At 75.3% G+C, this 16,835-nt stretch carries 15 protein-coding genes; 10 read left to right on the top strand and 5 right to left on the bottom strand.

The window, feature by feature from the left end:
- Positions 1 to 7 precede the first annotated feature (7 nt).
- Genes O7627_RS26340 through O7627_RS26315 form a run of 6 tightly spaced genes read left to right on the top strand, consistent with a single transcriptional unit; the run spans position 8 to position 6,887 of the window.
- Positions 8 to 949: a sugar phosphate isomerase/epimerase family protein gene (locus tag O7627_RS26340; RefSeq protein ID WP_278096154.1), complete on the top strand. Its 942-nt coding sequence runs from the start codon at positions 8 to 10 to the stop codon at positions 947 to 949.
- Positions 946 to 2,544: an FGGY family carbohydrate kinase gene (locus tag O7627_RS26335; protein WP_278096153.1), complete on the top strand. Its 1,599-nt coding sequence runs from the start codon at positions 946 to 948 to the stop codon at positions 2,542 to 2,544. The genes O7627_RS26340 and O7627_RS26335 overlap by 4 nt, the downstream gene beginning before the upstream one ends.
- Positions 2,541 to 3,758, top strand: a complete 1,218-nt coding sequence (locus O7627_RS26330) for a M20/M25/M40 family metallo-hydrolase (protein WP_278096152.1) — start codon at positions 2,541 to 2,543, stop codon at positions 3,756 to 3,758. Before O7627_RS26335 ends, O7627_RS26330 begins: the two co-directional genes overlap by 4 nt.
- Positions 3,755 to 4,624 (top strand): IclR family transcriptional regulator, encoded by an 870-nt coding sequence (locus tag O7627_RS26325; RefSeq protein WP_278096151.1) that lies wholly within the window; start codon positions 3,755 to 3,757, stop codon positions 4,622 to 4,624. Before O7627_RS26330 ends, O7627_RS26325 begins: the two co-directional genes overlap by 4 nt.
- The gene (locus O7627_RS26320) at positions 4,621 to 5,853 is read left to right on the top strand and encodes a pyridoxal-phosphate dependent enzyme (RefSeq protein WP_278096150.1); all 1,233 of its coding nucleotides are present in this window, start codon (positions 4,621 to 4,623) and stop codon (positions 5,851 to 5,853) included. Before O7627_RS26325 ends, O7627_RS26320 begins: the two co-directional genes overlap by 4 nt.
- A complete protein-coding gene (locus tag O7627_RS26315; RefSeq protein WP_278096149.1) occupies positions 5,850 to 6,887 on the top strand; it encodes a Gfo/Idh/MocA family oxidoreductase in 1,038 nt (345 codons plus the stop codon). Before O7627_RS26320 ends, O7627_RS26315 begins: the two co-directional genes overlap by 4 nt.
- Before the next feature lie 3 nt (positions 6,888 to 6,890).
- On the opposite strand, the gene O7627_RS26310 is transcribed toward O7627_RS26315, so the two are convergent.
- The 5 genes from O7627_RS26310 to O7627_RS26290 all read right to left on the bottom strand — a co-directional run bounded on the left by O7627_RS26310 (position 6,891) and on the right by O7627_RS26290 (position 13,294).
- Positions 6,891 to 7,880 (bottom strand): hypothetical protein, encoded by a 990-nt coding sequence (locus O7627_RS26310; RefSeq protein ID WP_278096148.1) that lies wholly within the window; start codon positions 7,878 to 7,880, stop codon positions 6,891 to 6,893.
- A 114-nt stretch (positions 7,881 to 7,994) separates the two neighbouring features.
- Positions 7,995 to 9,485: a fibronectin type III domain-containing protein gene (locus O7627_RS26305; RefSeq protein WP_278096147.1), complete on the bottom strand. Its 1,491-nt coding sequence runs from the start codon at positions 9,483 to 9,485 to the stop codon at positions 7,995 to 7,997.
- 141 nt (positions 9,486 to 9,626) lie between these two features.
- Entirely contained in the window at positions 9,627 to 12,254 is a 2,628-nt protein-coding gene (locus tag O7627_RS26300) for an ABC transporter permease (RefSeq protein WP_278096146.1), read from the bottom strand.
- Positions 12,255 to 12,257: 3 nt separating this feature from the next.
- Complete coding sequence (locus tag O7627_RS26295; protein ID WP_278098441.1) at positions 12,258 to 13,004, bottom strand: ABC transporter ATP-binding protein; 747 nt, start codon at positions 13,002 to 13,004, stop codon at positions 12,258 to 12,260.
- Between the two features lie 59 nt (positions 13,005 to 13,063).
- A complete protein-coding gene (locus O7627_RS26290) occupies positions 13,064 to 13,294 on the bottom strand; it encodes a hypothetical protein (RefSeq protein ID WP_278096145.1) in 231 nt (76 codons plus the stop codon).
- 187 nt (positions 13,295 to 13,481) lie between these two features.
- On the opposite strand from O7627_RS26290, the gene O7627_RS26285 reads away from it, so the two are divergent.
- The 4 genes from O7627_RS26285 to O7627_RS26270 all read left to right on the top strand — a co-directional run bounded on the left by O7627_RS26285 (position 13,482) and on the right by O7627_RS26270 (position 16,835).
- Positions 13,482 to 14,741 carry a sensor histidine kinase gene (locus O7627_RS26285; RefSeq protein WP_278096144.1) on the top strand — a complete coding sequence of 420 codons (1,260 nt, stop codon included), beginning with the start codon at positions 13,482 to 13,484 and terminating at the stop codon, positions 14,739 to 14,741.
- Positions 14,729 to 15,388: a response regulator transcription factor gene (locus tag O7627_RS26280; protein WP_278096143.1), complete on the top strand. Its 660-nt coding sequence runs from the start codon at positions 14,729 to 14,731 to the stop codon at positions 15,386 to 15,388. Before O7627_RS26285 ends, O7627_RS26280 begins: the two co-directional genes overlap by 13 nt.
- 110 nt (positions 15,389 to 15,498) lie before the next feature.
- Entirely contained in the window at positions 15,499 to 15,846 is a 348-nt protein-coding gene (locus O7627_RS26275) for a GntR family transcriptional regulator (protein WP_278096142.1), read from the top strand.
- Positions 15,843 to 16,835 carry a DUF1648 domain-containing protein gene (locus O7627_RS26270; protein WP_278096141.1) on the top strand — a complete coding sequence of 331 codons (993 nt, stop codon included), beginning with the start codon at positions 15,843 to 15,845 and terminating at the stop codon, positions 16,833 to 16,835. The genes O7627_RS26275 and O7627_RS26270 overlap by 4 nt, the downstream gene beginning before the upstream one ends.

Below are 16,835 nucleotides of genomic sequence, written 5' to 3'. Positions count from 1 at the left end.
GAGCACCATGAAGATCAGCTTCGAGGTCTGGCCGAACATGCCCTGGGGCCGGCTGGAGGCGGCCGGCCCGGCCTGGAACTCCTGGGGCGACAAGCCGGCGGCCTGGTGCGTCGAGCAGACCGCCAGGTACGGCTACGACGGCGTCGACTTCATCTTCGCCAAGCTGCTGGAGGCCCCGAAGGGGGAGTACGACAAGCAGCTGCGCGACGTCCGCGCGGCGGCCGAGCGGACCGGCATCGACATCGGCTACCTGGGCCACCACACCACCTTCGTCAGCCCGCGCGAGTTCGACCGGGAACGCGGCATCTCCTCGTTCAAGAAGGCACTCGACGCGGCGGCCGTGCTCGGCGCCAAGTCGGTCTGCACGCTGATCGGCGACGGCTACTACGACCCGCCGCTGAACGTCCTGCTCAGTCGCAAGGACGCCTGGCGGCAGTGCCGGGAGGCGATCACCGAGGTGGCGGCGCACGCGTCCGGCCTCGGCCTGAACGTCAGCATCGAACTGCTGCAGGGCACCATCCTCAACCGGGTCGAGCTGATCGAGCGGATGTTCGACGAGGTCGGCGCGAGCAACCTGCGGATGACGATGGACACCGGCGCGTTCTACGTGGCGGTCAAGCCGTTCATGAACGTCAAGCAGGCGATCAAGCGGCTCGCCCCGTACATCGACATCGTGCAGATCAAGGACGAGGTCGGGCTGCCGACGATCGTGCACAGCAACCACATCTGGTTCGGCGGCGGACTCGTCGACTTCCGGGAGACCTACGAGGCCCTCGCGGAAATCAACTTCGACGGGTACGTCAGCGTGGAGTGGGAGGGCTGGCAGGTCGGCGGCAACATCGGCGTCGGCGAGCCGGCCGGCGTGGGGCTGGCCGACTTCGACCGGGTCGCCGAGGAGTCGCTGGAGTACCTGATGGAGTTCGGCTTCGTCCCCCGGCGGGGGCGGTGACCGCCGGCAGCGCCCTGCTCGTCGGCCTCGACCTCGGCACCACCGGCGCGAAGGCGGTGCTCGTCGACGCCGCCACCGGTGCCACGGTGGCCGGGGCGTACCGCGGCTATCCCTCGGACACCGGCCGGGCCGGCCGGCACGAACAGGACCCCGCCGACTGGTGGGCGGCCGGTTCGGCGGCGCTGCGCGAGGCGCTCGCCGGGGTCGACGCCCGCGCCGTCGCCGCGGTCGGCCTCTCCGGCCACATGCACGCGGTGGCGCTCATCGACGACCGGGACCGGCCGGTGCGCCCGGCGATGACCTGGGCCGACCGCCGGGCCACCGCCGAGGTGGGCCGGCTGCGCGACCACGCCGACCTGGTCGGCGAGCTGACCGGCAACCCGGTGGTGGAGGCGTTCACCGCCCCCAAGCTCGCCTGGCTGGTCAGCCACGAACCCGACGCGGTACGCCGGGCCGTCCGCCTGGTCCAACCGAAGGACGTGCTGCGTCACCGGCTCACCGGCCAGTGGGGCACCGACCGGACCGACGCCGCCGGCACCCTGCTGTACGACGTCCGCGCGGCCCGGTGGGAGCCGAGGCTCTGGGCGCTGTGCGGGGCCGACGACCGGCTGGCACCGCCGGTGGCCGGCTCGGCCGAGCTCGTCGGCACGGTCCGTCCCACCGCCGCCGAGGAGACCGGCCTGCCCGCCGGTGTGCCGGTGGTGGCCGGCGCCGGTGACGTCTGCTGCGCGGCCCTCGGCGCCGGGGCGGTCGCCCCCGGTCGGGTCTACGTCAACGTCGGCACCGCCGCCCAGATCGTCGCGCCGCTGGCCGAGCCGCGCGCCGGCCGGGACCGGTTCGTCTTCGCCCGGGCCGCCGAGGACGGCTTCCTCGGCATGGTCTCCTCCTACGCGGCCGGGCTGGCGATCCGGTGGTGCGAGCGGAACCTGCTGCCCGGCGGCGGCGCCGACGCGCCCGACGGGACGGCCGACCGGCTGGCCCGCGGCAGCGCCCCCGGCGCCGGCGGGCTGACCTTCCTGCCGTACCTGCTGGGGGCGAGCGCGCCGGTCCACGACCCGGACGTGCGGGCGGCGCTGCTCGGCGCCGGCCCGGAACACGGACCCGCCGAGGTCGCCCGGGCCGCCCTGGAGGGTGTCGCCTACGCCTGCGCGGCCGCCGTCGACCAGCTCCTCGACGGCTCACCCGGACCCACCGAGATCCGGGTCGGCGGCGGGGTGACCCGCTCCGAGATCTGGTGCGAGGCGTTCGCCGCGGTCTCCGACGCCCCGGTACGCCGGCTGCGCCAGGACGCCTCGCCGCGCGGGGCGGTGGCGCTGGCCGGCCTCGGCGTGGGCATCTGGCCCGACGTCACCGCCGCCACCACCGCCCTCGACGACACCGCACCGCTGACCGCCCCCCGGGAGCACACGGCCGACTACCGACGGGCCCGGGACCGCTACACCGACGCCGCCGCCGCGATCGCCGCCTTCAGCCCGGCCAGCTCGAACGACCCGGCCAGCTCGAACGACCCGGCCAGCCCGGATGACCAGGCCAGTTCGGACAGTCCGGCCGGCGCGGCCGGGCCAGCCGGCCGAGCCGACGGGGTGGCCCGGTGACCGGGGCGGGCCGGTGGAGCCGGGCGCTCACCGGCCCGATCGACCTCGATCAGGTGGTGGCGGCGGCCGCCCGGCTGATCGCGATCGAAGGCCACCAGGACCACCCCGGCGAGGAGCGGGCGGTCGCCGACCACGTCGCCGGACGGCTGCGCGCCGCCGGCGCCGAGGTCGAGCTGCAGCCGGTGACCGGCGACCGGGCAAACGTGATCGGGCGGCTCCGCGGCGACCGGCCCGGGCCGACGCTGATGCTCAACGCCCACCTCGACACCGTGCCGCCGTACGGCATGCCGGATGCGCTGGCGCCCCGGGTCGCCGACGGGCGGCTGTGGGGCCGGGGTGCCGCCGACATGAAGGGCGCGCTGGCGGCGATGCTGGCGGTGGTGGACCGGCTCGCCGCGCCGGACGTCACCTTCGACGGCGAGCTGCTGCTGACCGGGGTGGCCGGCGAGGAGAACGGCAGCCCGGGAACCCGGGTACTCACGGAGGCGGGCGTCGGCGCGGACTTCGCCGTGGTCGGCGAGCCGACCGGGCTGCGGGTCGGCCGGGCGCACAAGGGCGCGATGTGGGCCGAGGTGACCTTCCGCGGGGTCGCCACCCACGGCAGCGTCCCGGCCGACGGCGTCAACGCCGTCTATCACGCGGCCCGCTTCGTCACCGCGGTCGAGCGGGACCTGACGGCCGTCCTGGACCGGCGTCGGCATCCGCTGCTCGGCCCGGCCACCGTCAACGTCGGCGTGGTGGCCGGCGGCGACCGGCCGCCGATGGTCCCGGCGTCCTGCGTGGTCCAGCTCGACCGGCGGTGGCTGCCCTCGGAACGGCACGACGAGGTGCTGGCCGAGCTGCGGGCCGTCGTCGCCGAGCTGCGACGCGCCGACCCCCGGGTCGACGCGACGGTCGAGGAGATGCCCGGTACGGCGACCTTCGTGCACACCCCGCTGGACTGCCCGCCGGACGACCCGTACCTGCGGATGCTCTGCGCCGTGGCCGCGGACCCGGAGCCGGTCGGACTGCAGTTCTGGACCGACGGTGCGCTGCTGGCGGCCGCCGGCACCCCGGCCGTGGTGTGCGGGCCGGGCGACATCGCCCAGGCGCACTCGCTGGCGGAGTGGGTCGCCCTCGACCAGCTGGCCGACGCGGCCGACGTCTACCTTGCAATGGCGGAGCGGATGCTGGCGGTCCGCCCGCGTGACGTGGACGTCGAGGTAGAGGGATGACGATGGCGAACAGCGAACGGGGACCGGACGGCCTGCGGTCGGTGGAGCGGACCGCGGCGGTGCTCCAGGCGCTCACCCAGACGCCGTCCGGCGCCTCGCTCACCGAGCTGTCCCGGGCGACCGGGATCCCGACCAGCACCCTGCACCGGATGCTCGGCGTGCTGCGCGGCGTCGCGCTGGTCCGGGAGACCGCCGACGGCCGCTACGCCCTGGCCGCCGGCACGGTCACCCTGGCCCGCTCCTACCTGGACGGGCTGGACCTGCGCCAGGAGGCGCTCAAGGTGATGCGGCCGCTGGCCGAGCTGACCGGCGAGACCTGCCACCTGGGCGTGCTCGCCCTGGTCCACGTGGTCTACATCGAGAAGGTCGACAGTCCGTCGCCGGTGCGGATGTACAGCCGGGTCGGGCAGACCAACCCGGCCCTGACCACCGCCATCGGCCGCGCCATCCTGGCCCATTCGCCGGGTCACCTGGTCGACGAGGTGGTCGAGGCGAACGCCCGGCTGGTCGGCGAGCCGGTCGCCCGCGCCGACGTGGAGGCGTTGCTGGCCGCCGTCCGGGCCGACGGGTTCGCCCGCGATCTGCAGGAGAACGAGGTGGGTATCAGTTGTGTGGCCGCCCCGGTGTTCGACCACACCGGACACGTCGTCGCCGGGGTGAGCATCTCGGCGCCGGCCACCCGGTTCGACGCCACCGCCGCCGGCCGGCTCGGCCCGCAGGTCCGGGCCGCCGCCGACGAAATCTCCCAGCAGCTCGGCTGGGATCCGGCCGACCTCGACCGGGCGCCGGCGGGAACCGGCGACTTCCCGGTCCGGCCGCGCGGTGCGACGGATCCGACCCCGGCCCGGCCACCGGTGCCGCGATGAGGGACTTCACCACGCTCTGCGTCCGGTGCCGGCACCGGACCGACTTCCCCGCGTACCGTTGCCCGGCCTGTGCCGGGCCGCTGGTGCTGGAGCTGGCGCCGGTCGCCGCGGCGGACTGCCGGCCCACCGCCGGTCGCGGTCTCTGGCGGTACGCTGGCATGCTGCCCCGGACCGGGCACGCGGTAACCCTCGGCGAGGGCGCCACCCCGCTGCTGCCGCTGCGCCGCGAGGATCTCCCAGCCGGTGCGACCGGTCCGGTGGTGTACGCCAAGCTGGAGTCGGTGAACCCGTCCCTGTCGTTCAAGGACCGGGCGATGGCGTTGGCGGCCTCGGCCGCGCTCGACCACGGGCTCGACGGGCTGGTGCTGGCGTCGACCGGCAACGCCGCCGTCTCGGCCGCGACCTACGCGGCGGCGGCCGGGCTGCGCTGCCGGGTGTTCTGCGCGACCGGCTCGAACGCCGCCGGCAAGCTGGACACCGCCCGGGCGCACGGCGCCGAGGTGGAGCTGGTCGACGGCGACTACAGCGACGCGTACCGGGCCGCCACCCGGGCCGAGGGCCAGGGCTGGCTGAACGTCACCACCACCTACCGGAACCCGTTGCTGGCCGAGGCTTACCGGCCGGTCGCCGCCGAGCTGGTCGAGGAGCTGGGGGGCGTACCGGAGGTGGTGGTGGTGCCGGTGGGCGCGGGTCCGCTGCTGCGCGGCATCTGGCTCGGCTTCACCGACCTGCGTGCCGCCGGGCTGACGCAGACCCTGCCCCGGATGGTCGGCGTGCAGGCGGCGGCCTGTGCGCCGCTGGCCCGGGCCTGGGGAGCGCCGGACTGGGCGGCGTCGCTGCGCGAGCCGGTCGAGGTCGGGCCGACCAGTGCGGCGGCCATCGCCGACGCGCTGCGCGGCTACCAGGACGAGGGCCTGCTGACGCTGGCCGCCGCCCGCGACAGCGGCGGATCGATCGTGGCCGTGACCGAGCCGGCGATCGCCGCCGCGGGTCACCGGCTGGCCCACCAGGGCCTGTTCGTGGAACCTGCCGCCGCCGCTTCCGTCGCGGCCCTGGACAGGGCCGGGCCGGCCTCGGGCGCGGCCGGGTTGGCCACGGGCATGACCGGGCCGGCCCTGGGGGCGGCGTCGCCGGCCGAGACCGGCGGGTCGCCGTCCCGGGTCGTCGCGGTGCTGACCGGGCACGGCGCGAAGGAACCGTCCAGCCATACCGTGAGGAGCCAGACATGACCGAACCCACCGTCGTCGTCGCCGGGGTGGGCCGGTTCGGCGCCCTGCACGTCCGGGTCTGGACCGAGGCCGGCGCCCGGGTGGTCGGGCTGGTCGACCCGGACACCGGGCGGCTCGCCGAGGTGGCCGCCGCGCACCGGGTCGAGCAGATCGGCACCGACCTCGCCGACCTGCTCGACCGGACCCGCCCCGACATCGTGGTGATCGCCTCCGACGAGGCGTCGCACGCCGGGTTGGCGGTCACCGCCCTGGCCGCCGGCTGCCACGTCTTCGTGGAGAAGCCGCTGGCCCTGTCGGCGGCCGACGCCTGGCGGATCGCCGACGTGGCGCAGACGCACCGGCGGCAGGTGGTGGTCGGCCACATCTCCCGGTTCACCGCGCAGATGACCCGGATGCGGGCCGCCGTCGACCGGGGTGCCGTCGGCACGCTCTGCGCGCTGCGGCTGCGCCGGGACTTCAGCCGCGCCTGGTTCCTCAGCTTCGGTGACCGGGTTGATCCGGTGTGGGAGTCGGGCATCCACGACATCGACCTGGCGATCTCGTTCGCCCGTACCCGGGTCCGACGGGTGGTGGCGATGCGCAGCGCCGCCGCTGGCGCGGCGGCGCCCAGCGTGGTCACCGCCCTGCTCGAATTCGACAGCGGGGTGATCGCCACGGTGGAGTCGGCCTGGCTGGTGCCGGCCACCGCGCCGGGCACCCTCGACGACGGGCCGCTGGCGCTCGACGGCGCGATCGTCGGCGAGGCCGAGGTGCTGGGCCTGGCGGGGATACTCAAGCAGCGGCTGGTCAGCGACTCGCTGGTGGAGTGGACGGCGGCCGGGACGCAGGTGCCGGACCTGTCGCTGTGGCCGGAGGAGGACGGCCGGGTCGGCGGCGCGCTGCGGCGCGAGATCGGCTACGCGCTGGCGGTCTTCACCGGCGAGCGGCAGCCGGACGTGATGCCGGTCGAGCAGGCCTGCTGGGGCGTCGAGGTGGCCGAGGCGATCATCGAGTCGCTGCGTACCGGTGCGCCGGTCGAACCGGCCGGCAGGTAGCGGTCAGAACCCCCGGAACGACGGGCTGCCCTGCACGGTGAACATCTGCACCTCCTTGTCGTACCCGCAGGTGACAAGGGATTCCGTGCCGGTGCGGGGAAAGGTCGCCAGGCCGCGGATCCAACCGCACTGCGGTTTGGCGCCGACCAGGCCGCCCCAGCCGACCCAGCCGCCCCCGCGCCCGGTGGCCGGGTTCCACAGCCACACTCCCGGGAAGTCGCCGCCCGAGGCGAGCCAGACGGTGTTGCGGGTACGCACCGGGCAGAGCGCGAGGACGGTTCCACCACCCGCGTTGGTGACCGAGAGGGTGTGCATCGTGGACTCGGGGACCATCGCCCGGACCGGCTCGCCGGCGACCGGGTCCCACAGCCGGACGGCACCGTCGTCCCCGCCGGACGCGACGAGGGTGCGGCCGTCCACCGGCAGCGCACAGACGGCGTGCACCCAGCCCCCGTGTCCGGCCAGGGTGTGCACCAGCTCGCCGGAGGTCGGATCCCAGATCCGTACCAGTCCGTCCAGGCCGGCGCCGGCCAACTGGTGGGTTCCGGCCGCGTCGACCCGGCAGACGGCCTGAACGCCGCTGCCGCCGTCGGCCATCGTGTGTAACGGTTCACCGGTCGCCGGATCCAGAACCATCAGCGCGCCGTCGTTGCCGGCCGAGACGATGAGGTCGCCCTCCCGGCCGCCGGGCAAGGTGCAGAGCGACGTGAGGCGCCCCGCCCGGTGGTGGTCGAACCGGGCGACCTCCCGGCCGGATGTCGGGTCCCAGAGTCGGACGACGCGTTCCACTCCCGCCGAGGCCAGCAGGGTGGTGTCGCCCACCCGGACCGGGCAGAGCGCGTGGGTCGGGCCCTTGACCCGGGCCAGGGTCCGGGTTTCGCCGGCCTGCGGATCCCACAGCCGGATCCGGCGCTTGTCGGCGGAGGCGACGACCGGTCGACCGGCCACCTCGATCCGGCAGACCGTCCAAAACTTCGGGTACAGCGAGAACACGACCAGCCTCCGCCCGCCCCGCCGGGCCACGGGTAGCGCCGGCGCCACGACCATTGTGGATCACTGATTGATACATGACAATCGCTCAGAGTGATCCCAATGGGGTGGTCTGCGTCACGGCGGCGGCAGGAAGGTGGCCCAGGCGGTCACCGACGGGCTGGCCGCCGACTCGTTGCCGGCCGCGTCGACGGCGACCACCGTGTACGAGTGCCTGGTGGCCGCCCCGACCGGAAGCGTCAGCGACGTCGTGTCGGTCTCGCCGACAACGGTGCCGCCCTCGTACACCCGGTAGCCGACGGCCGGTTCGGCCCCGGCGGAGGCCGACCAGGTCAGGGTCAGCTCGGCACCGGACGGCCAGCCGGTGGGGATGTTCCCGGTCACCGCGAGTCCGGCCGGTGTCGCCGGCCGGGCGGTCGGCCCGGCCAGGGTGGTCACCCGGGCCGGCTGGCTGCGGGCGGTCTCGCCGCAGGACTGCGGCAGGGTGGCGCTGACCCGGTAGGAGTGCCGCGAACCCGACGGCAGGCCGGAGACGACCGCGGACGGATAGTGGGCGGTGGCCACGGCCGTGTCCCGGTCGAAGATGGTGTACGACTCGGCGGCGGCCGCAAACGTCCAGGTCAGCCGCACCGACGACGGGGAGAGCGCGGTGGCGGTCAGCTCGACCGGCCGGGGCGGCCGGGCCAGGCAGGTCTCGGTGCCGGCCGACACCGCCGCGGTGTGCGCCGACTCGTTACCGGCGGCGTCCAGCGCGGCGACCGTGAACCGGTGCCAGGTGGCGTGGAACAGTCGGCGCACGGTGGCCGAGGTGCCGCGGGCGACGGCGACCCGGGTGCCGCCGGAGTAGACCGCGTACCGGGCCGGTGCCGGGCCGGCCGGCGCGGTCCAGGTCAGACCGATGGTGGAGTCGGTGCGCCCGGTGACGGTGAGGCCGGTGGGGGCGGCCGGCCGCTCGGCGGTGCCGGCGGCGGTGGTGGCGCTCGTCCCGCCGACCGGTTCCAGACTTCCGGTGCAGCCGTTGCGGCGGTAGAGGCCGATCTGGTGGTCGGTCGCCGGGGCCAGACCGCCGATCCGGGCACTGGTCAGCGAGGTCGTCCCCAGACCGACGCCGTTGACCCGTAGCTCCAGTTCGCCGCCGAGCGGATGCCTCGGCCAGGACAGCGACAGCGCCGACGCGCTGACGTCGGTGACGGTGATGGGCAACGCGGTGGTGGGCAGGCACTCGGGGTTGACCCCGGACAGCCAGGACCGGCCGGTGACCGGGTCGCTGGGCGCGGATTCCCGCCCGTCGCGGTCGACGGCGGTGACGGTGTACGTGTGCGAGGAGCCGAACGGCACGTACAGCTGGGTGGCCGTGGTGGTGGTGCGGGCCACGACCTGGTCGCCCTCGTACACCCGGAAGGAGCTGATCCGCGGCCCGGTTGGCGGCTGTTGCCAGCTGACCGTGATGGCGGTGCCGCTGGTGCTGGCCCAGAGCGCGACGGGAGTCGCCGGTCCGGTGTCTCCGGCGGCGGCCGGGGCTCCGCCGACCAGGGCGGCGGCGAGGGCGGCGGCGAGACTGGCGACGGCCAGGGCGGTGCTGCCCTGCCGGCGGGGTGGTGATGGCACGGGGTCCCTCCCGGAGCGCTGACAATCGATCTATGTCGATCACTTCCAGCAAACTGCCGCGCTGACCCGGTGTCAAGAGGCTGGCACGGTCCGAACAGGAGCAGCCCGGGTACGCCCCCTCGGCGTACCCGGGCTGCTGGCTCAGTCCGCCCGCAGGGCGTGTTCCGGCGGCACCCGCAGCAACCGGCGGGTCGGCAGCTCGACGGCGAGGAAGGCGATCGCGGCCACCACGGCCGCCACCCCCGGCAGCAGCCAGACCGGCCCCGCCGGCCACGGCCGGCCGAGGAAGGCGACGGCGAGCAGGACCAGCGGTACGGCGGAGACCAGCAGGCCGGTGCCGAGCGCCAGGGCGTACCCCAGCGCCGCCTCCCGCCGCATCATCGCCCGGATCTGCCGGGGGGTGGCGCCGATCAGCCGGAGTGCGGCGAGTTCGGTGCCGCGCTGGGTGGTCGACGCAACGAGCTTGTTGGCGATGCCGAGCAGCACGTAGCCGAGCAGGACGGCGAGGACCGCGACATTGATCAGCAGTTCGGGCGGCACCCCGGCCGGACCAGCGGCCACCGGTTCGCCGTCGGTGGCCGCCAACGCCAGCCCCGGGCTGGCGGCGGCCAACCCGGCCAGCCGGCGGGCGGTCGCGTCCGTGCCGTCGGTACGGATCAGGATTCGCTGGTCCAGGCCGGTGCTGGTGTGCCCGGCGACCAGGTCCCGGGAGAGCACCACCGGACCGAAGCCCAGGCCGCGGGCGTAGCTGGCCACCACCCGGGCGTCGGCCCGGGTGCCGTCGCCGAGGATGAGGTGCACCTGGTCGCCGACCGACAGGTTCCGGGACCGGGCGGTGTCGGCGTCGACGGCGACGGTCGGGCCGGCCAGGTCGGCCAGGCTGCCGGCCCGCACGCCCAGGTCCAGCACGTCCACCGCCGCCGGGGTCAGCACCAGCGCCGGGCCGGACTCAACCTCGTCCTCACCCAGCAGCCGGTACGGCCACAACACCGTGGTGTCGTTCACCGGCGCGGCGGCCCGGACGCCCGGGGTCGCCGCGACGGCGGCGAGCAGCCCGTCCGGTATCCCGCCCAGACCGGGCGCGGCGAGGCTGAACTGGGCCACGGTGCCGGCCCGGACGTCCTCGGCGGTGGCCCGCAGCAGCGTGCTCTGGCTGAGCCCGTAGGTCAGGGTGAGCACCACGGCCATCGCCAGGGTGGTGACGGCGCCGGCGACGCGCAGCGCGTACCCCCGGGTGTTCGACACGGCCAGCCAGGTCGGTGCCGGCACCGACGCCGGCAGCCGGCGGGCCAGCGCGCGGCTGACCCGACCCACCAGGGCCGGACCGGCCAGGGCCAGCCCGATCGCGGCGACGATGCCGGCCATCGCGGTGCCGGCCGCCCCGATCTCCGACCGGTTCAGCAGCGGTGTCACCGCCAGGCTGTTCGCCGCCAGGAGCAGAAGCAGCCCGGCGTACGCCCGGACCGGCGACGGGGTACGGGGTTCGGCCCGCGATTCGGCAACCGCCTCGGTGGCCGGCCGGCGGGAGGTACGCCAGGCGGCACACCAGGCCGCCACCCACACCACGGCGGCCAGCAGCAGCACCGCGCCGATCGCCGGCAGCGGGCCGATCCGCAGCGGCAGCTCGGCGGGGAGCAGGGCGGCGTCGACGAGCAGCCGACGGAACCGCTCGGTGAGCAGGTAGCCGAGGGCGACGCCGGGCGCGGCCACGGCCAGCGCCACGATGCCGGCCTGGGTGGCGGCCAGTCGGCGCACCTGCCGGGGGGTGGCGCCGACGGCGCGCAGCAGGGCGAACTCCCGCCGCTGCGCGCCGATCGAGACCCCCAGCGCGCCGGCCACGATGAAGCCGACGATCAACAGGGTGATGCCGGCCAGCGAGCCGGCGATCAGCAGCAGCACGCCCCGCCCGGCGGCCGCGCCGGGCGCTCGGACCTCGCCGCGCGCCGACCCGGTGGAGACCACCAGCCCGGTGTCGCGGACTGCCTCCCGGACCCGGTCCGCGACCGCCGGTCCGCTGCCCGGCTCGGCCCGGACCGCGATCAGATCCACGGTCCCGCCACCGGCACTTCCCGTCCCGTCGGCGGCGCGGGTCGCGGAGCTGTCCGTTGTCGCGGTGTCGGCCGCGGTCGGGGGGCCGGCCGCGGTGTCGGCCACCGTGGTGCTGTTCCGGGCCGCGAGACGGCGGGCCGTCTCATCGTGGAACCAGATCCCGGGCTCGTCGGCGGCGACCATCGCCGAGACGCGGTAGTCGGCGGTCCCGCCGGCGGCGACGAGCGTGATCGGGTCGCCGGGCGCCACGCCGGCCGCGGCGGCGGTCGCCTCGTCGAGGCCCACCTCGGTCGGGCCGGCGGGCGCGGTGCCGGTGAACCGGTCGAGCAGCGCGGTGGCCGACCAGCCGTGCCCGGCGAACCGGGGGTCGCCGGCCGGTACCACCCGACCGCCGGCGTCGACGACCGCGGCGGGAAAGCTCACGTCACCGACGGCGGCCGTCACCCCGGGCAGCCCGGCCAGCCGGTCGACCAGGTCGGCCGGGATCCGGGCCCGCTCCGGCAGCGCGACGGCCAAGTCGCCGGCCGGCCGGGTGTGCTGGCTCGCCGAGACGACGACGTCGGCCCCGGCGAGCCGGCCGGCCGGCAGTTCGGAGCGCAGGCCCGATTCGGCGAGCACCCCGACCGCGGTGACAAGGGCCACGCCACCGAGGGTGGCGAAGGCGACGGCCAGCAGCGCGGCGATCCGGTACCGGGCCATCCGGAAGCCGAGATACAGCATCGTTTACTCCGTCTCCGGTCGGCCGGGTTCCGGCTGACCCGTTCGTATCCGGTCGAGGTCCAGGGTGGTGATCCGGTGCGCGAGATCGGCGGCGGCGGGCGCGACGAGCGTGTCGACGATCCGGCCGTCGGCCATCACCAGCACCCGGTCGGCCCGGGCCGCGACCAGCGGGTCGTGGGTGACCAGCACGACGGTCTGCCCGAGCCCGCCGACCAGCTCCCGGAGCAGGTCGAGCACCTCCCGGGCGGTACGCAGGTCGAGCGCCCCGGTCGGCTCGTCGGCGAAGACCACGGCCGGCCGGGACACCAGCGCCCGGGCGAGCGCGGCGCGTTGCTGCTGGCCGCCGGAGAGTTCGGCCGGCCGGTGGCCCAGCCGGCCGGTCAGCCCGACCCGCTCGACCAGGGTCCGCACCCAGGCCACGTCCGGCGCGGTCCCGGCCAGCCGCAGCGGCAGCGTGATGTTGTCGGCGACGCTCAGCGACGGCAGCAGGTTGTAGGACTGGAAGACGAAGCCGACCCGCTGCCGGCGCAGTTCGGTGCGGCGGGCCTCGCCGAGCCGGCCCACCTCGACCCCGTCGATGTGGACGGTGCCGCCGGTCGGGGTGTCCAGGCCGGCGGCGCAGTGCATCAGTGTGCTCTTGCCCGAACCCGACGGCCCCATCACGGCCACGAAGGCGCCCCGTTCGACCGTCAGCGAGACGTCGTCGAGCGCCCGGACCCCGCCCGGGTAGGTCCGGCTGACCCGCGCCAGCCGGACCGCGGCGTCGGGTCCGGTCGCCGGGGTGCGGCCGGACCCGACGGCCAGCGCCGTCACCGGCGGTGCCGGCGGTGCTGCACCACCAGCGCGACGATGCAGGCCAGCGTCAGAACCCCGAACCCCACCCCGAGGTACGGATTGACAAGCGAGGTGGCCGCGTTGAGGATCGCGCTGATCACCAGCGCGGTCCAGAGCAACGGGCGGATAAGCCCACCTCGGCGCTGCCCGTCGGCGGCCGGCTCGGTGCTCTCGGTCGGGTCGTAGACGCGGTACGGATCGGTCATGGCGGACTCCTCAGGTAGGTGTTCCTGTCCCCACCGACGCTACGAACGGTGATCGCCGGTGACGATCCAGCCAGCGAGCCGACCCGGGTACAGCAGGCTGTACTTCCGGCCCGACACCCAGCCGGTGGGCCGCCCGGTCGCCTATGGTCGCTGGGTCATGGAGGTCGCTGGGTCTATGGAGGTACGCATGCCGACCCGTCGCTTCACCGCGCCCGACCGCCGGGGAGTCGTGGCGTGGGTGCACGGCACCCTGGACGCCCTCGAACACCTCGTCGGCGGGCTCGGCACCGCCGTGCTGGCGCTGCTCGCCCTGGCCTGGCTGCTCGTCACCGCGCTGACCAGCCTGGTCGGGGTGGGGCTGCTGCTGGTCCCGTCGGCGCTGTCGGCGCTGCGGGCGGTCGCCGACCGGGAACGCGCCCGGCTCTCCCGCTGGGGTCCGGAGATCATCGGCCCGGGTGCCGCGCAGCCGAGCCTGCGCCGGGCGGTCGCCGACCGGGCCACCCGGCGGGAGGCGGCCTGGCTGGTCACCCACGCCGGCTTCGGGATGCTGCTGGCCCTGATCGGCCTCACCCTGCCACTCAACGCGGTCCGCGACCTCACCTTCCCGTTCTGGTGGCACCTGCTGCCGGCCGAGGACGCCGGCACCGCCTCGCTCGGCCTCTGGGCCGTGGACGGCCTGCCCGGCGCGCTCGGCGTCGCGCTGCTCGGCCCGGCCTGGCTGGCGCTGGCAGTCGGCCTGACCCCGACGCTGGCCCGGCTGCAGGCGCTGCCCGGCCGGCGGCTGCTGGCCCCACCGGCCGGCGCCGACCTGGTGCTGCGGGTGGCCCAGCTCACCGCGACCCGGGCCGCCGCGCTCGACGCGCACGCCGCCGAGCTGCGCCGGATCGAACGCTCGCTGCACGACGGTACGCAGAACCGGATCGTCGCGGTCACGGTGCTGCTCGGCGCGGCCCGCCGGGCGGTGGTCCGCGACCCGGACGCCGCCGCGGCCATCATCGGGCAGGCCCAGGACGCCGCCGAGCAGGCGCTCGCGGAGCTGCGCGGAGTGGTCCGCAGTATCCTGCCGCCGGTGTTGACCGACCGCAGCCTGCCCGACGCGTTGACCGGCCTGGCCGCCGCCAGCCCGGTGCCGTGCCGGGTGGACGCCGACCTGCCGGGGCGGTGCGCGGCCTCGGTCGAGGCGACGGCGTACTTCGCGGTGGCCGAGGCGTTGACGAACATCGCCCGGCACAGCGCCGCCCGCGCTGCCGTCGTCACCGTCCGCCGCGCCGACGACCGGCTGCTGGTGCGGATCCGCGACGACGGGGTCGGCGGGGCCGACGAGCGCGGCGGCTCCGGGCTGGCCGGCATCCGCCGCCGGGTCGAGGCGCACGACGGGACCTTCACCCTGGCCAGCCCGGCCGGGGGACCAACCACAGTGGAGGTGAGCCTGCCGTGCGGATCGTGATCGCCGAGGACGACCCGTTGCTGCGGGAGGGACTGGCGCTGCTGCTGCGCGCCGAGTCGCTGGACGTGGTGGCGACGGCCGACGGCCCGGAGACCTTCCTGGCCGCCGTGGACACCCACCGTCCCGACGTCGCGATCGTGGACGTCCGGATGCCGCCGACGCACACCGACGAGGGGATCCGGGCGGCCGTCGAGGCCCGGCGGCGGCAACCCGACCTGGCCGTGCTGGTGCTCAGCGCGTACGTCGAGCAGGCGTTCGCGACCGACCTGCTGGCGCCCGGGAGCGGGCGACTCGGATACCTGCTCAAGGAGCGGGTCGGCCGGGTCGAGGAGTTTCTGACCGCGCTGCGCCGGGTCGCCGACGGCGGCACCGCGATCGACCCCGAGGTGGTCGCCCAGCTCTTCGCCCGGACCCGGTCCGACACCCGGCTGGACCGGCTCAGCGCCCGCGAGCGCGACGTGATGGCGTTGATGGCCGAGGGGCTGGGCAACGCCGCCATCGCCGGCCGGCTCTTCGTCACCGAGGGCGCCGTGCACAAGCACATCCGCAGCATCTTCGCCAAGCTCGATCTGGCACCCACCGACCAGACCGACCGGCGGGTGACGGCCGTGCTGCGCTACCTGGAGGACGCCCGGCGCCGGGCCTGACCGGCGCGTTGCGGTTCCGCCGGGCCGGCGACGACTCCTCCGGCGTCATGTTCCTCGGGTCACGCCGTCGGCGGCTCGATGGAAATAATGATGCTAATTTAAGTAGCACCATGTTGCTTCGTCTCGACCCTCGCGATCGGCGCCCCCTCCACGAGCAGGTGGCGTCGGGGCTGCGTCGTGCCATCGCCGCCGGTGACTACCCACCCGGTGCCCGGCTGCCACCGGCCCGGGACATCGCGGCGGTACTGGATCTCAACCCGAACACCGTCCTGCGGGCGGTGCGCGATCTGCGCGACGAGGGTCTGCTGGAATTCCGACGCGGCCGAGGCATCACCGTGCGAGCCGGGATGGACAGCCACTCCGCGTTCCTGGAGCGGCTGCGTTCCTTTCTCCGTGACGCCGACCGGGCCGGCTACCCGCCACCGGAGATCATCAGACTGATCGAGGAGATGACATGACGAATCCACGCCGCTGGTACGCGCTCGCGGCCGGCTGGGTCGGCCTGGTGGCGGCGTCGGTCGTCGTGGCCATGCTGGCGGCGCAGGACCGGATGCCGGACCCGCTGGCGACGCACTGGGGGCCGGGTGGGGTGCCAGACGGTCGGATGCCGTTCGGCCCTGCTCTGTTGGCGTTCGTCGGGTTGTGGGGCACCGTCGCGGCCCTGCAACTGGCAATCCTGTCCCGCGGCGGGATGCTGACGCATCGCGCCTACCGGTCCGGCCTGGCAGGCATGCTGGCCGGCACCGGGATCTTCCTTCTCGGGTTGGCGGTGACCACCATCGGCGCGAACCTGGACCGGGCGACCTGGCGTGACGCCCGGTCGATCGGGCCCGGCCAGGTGGCCATCGTGTTCGCTCTGGCCCTGGCCGTGGGCGCTCTGGCCGCAGTGCTGGCTCGCCGGGGTCCACACACCGACCCGGCGCAGCCGCCAAGCGAACCCGGACCACTGCCGCTGGCCGCCGACGAGCACACCGTGTGGGTCTCCCGGGTCACCAACCGCTACCTCGTGCTGGCCGGAGCCCTGCTGCTGTCGGCCGCGGTCGTCATGGCGGCGGCCTCGTGGGTGGCGTTGCCGCGCTGGTGGCTGCCGGCGGTCGCGGTGCCGTTGGCGGTCGTCGCCGTCGCCGGGGCCCTGGTCGCCAGCGTCCGGGTCGAGGTTGACCGGCGCGGGCTCACCATCGGCTACGGCCCATGGGCCTGGCCGCGACGGCATTTCCCACTGCGCGACATCGTGGCCGGGTGGTCCGAGCGGCGGGCTCCGGCCCAGGTCGGTGGTTGGGGATATCGTGGTCTACCGGGTGGGAACACCACCCTGATGGTCCGTTCCGGGGCCTGCCTGGTGATCCGTCGCCGTTCCGGCGCCGAGTTCGCCGTCAGCGCCGACGACGCCGAACACGGCGCCGCCCTTCTCGACACCCTGCGGCGGCGGCATGCCGAGATCGACTGA

Source organism: Solwaraspora sp. WMMD1047, from assembly GCF_029626155.1.
Lineage (GTDB): Bacteria > Actinomycetota > Actinomycetes > Mycobacteriales > Micromonosporaceae > WMMD1047.
The sequence above is the reverse complement of the archived record's forward strand: the minus strand, read 5'-3'. Positions and strand labels throughout refer to the sequence as shown.

What these genes read in the sequence shown, in the direction of transcription:
- O7627_RS26270 (WP_278096141.1), top strand. Translation starts at nt 15,843, where the DNA reads ATGACGAATCCACGCCGCTGGTACGCGCTCGCGGCCGGCTGGGTCGGC.
- O7627_RS26320 (WP_278096150.1), top strand. Translation starts at nt 4,621, where the DNA reads ATGAGGGACTTCACCACGCTCTGCGTCCGGTGCCGGCACCGGACCGAC.
- O7627_RS26285 (WP_278096144.1), top strand. Translation starts at nt 13,482, where the DNA reads ATGCCGACCCGTCGCTTCACCGCGCCCGACCGCCGGGGAGTCGTGGCG.
- O7627_RS26340 (WP_278096154.1), top strand. Translation starts at nt 8, where the DNA reads ATGAAGATCAGCTTCGAGGTCTGGCCGAACATGCCCTGGGGCCGGCTG.
- O7627_RS26300 (WP_278096146.1), bottom strand. Translation starts at nt 12,254, where the DNA reads ATGCTGTATCTCGGCTTCCGGATGGCCCGGTACCGGATCGCCGCGCTG.
- O7627_RS26290 (WP_278096145.1), bottom strand. Translation starts at nt 13,294, where the DNA reads ATGACCGATCCGTACCGCGTCTACGACCCGACCGAGAGCACCGAGCCG.
- O7627_RS26275 (WP_278096142.1), top strand. Translation starts at nt 15,499, where the DNA reads ATGTTGCTTCGTCTCGACCCTCGCGATCGGCGCCCCCTCCACGAGCAG.
- O7627_RS26325 (WP_278096151.1), top strand. Translation starts at nt 3,755, where the DNA reads ATGACGATGGCGAACAGCGAACGGGGACCGGACGGCCTGCGGTCGGTG.
- O7627_RS26315 (WP_278096149.1), top strand. Translation starts at nt 5,850, where the DNA reads ATGACCGAACCCACCGTCGTCGTCGCCGGGGTGGGCCGGTTCGGCGCC.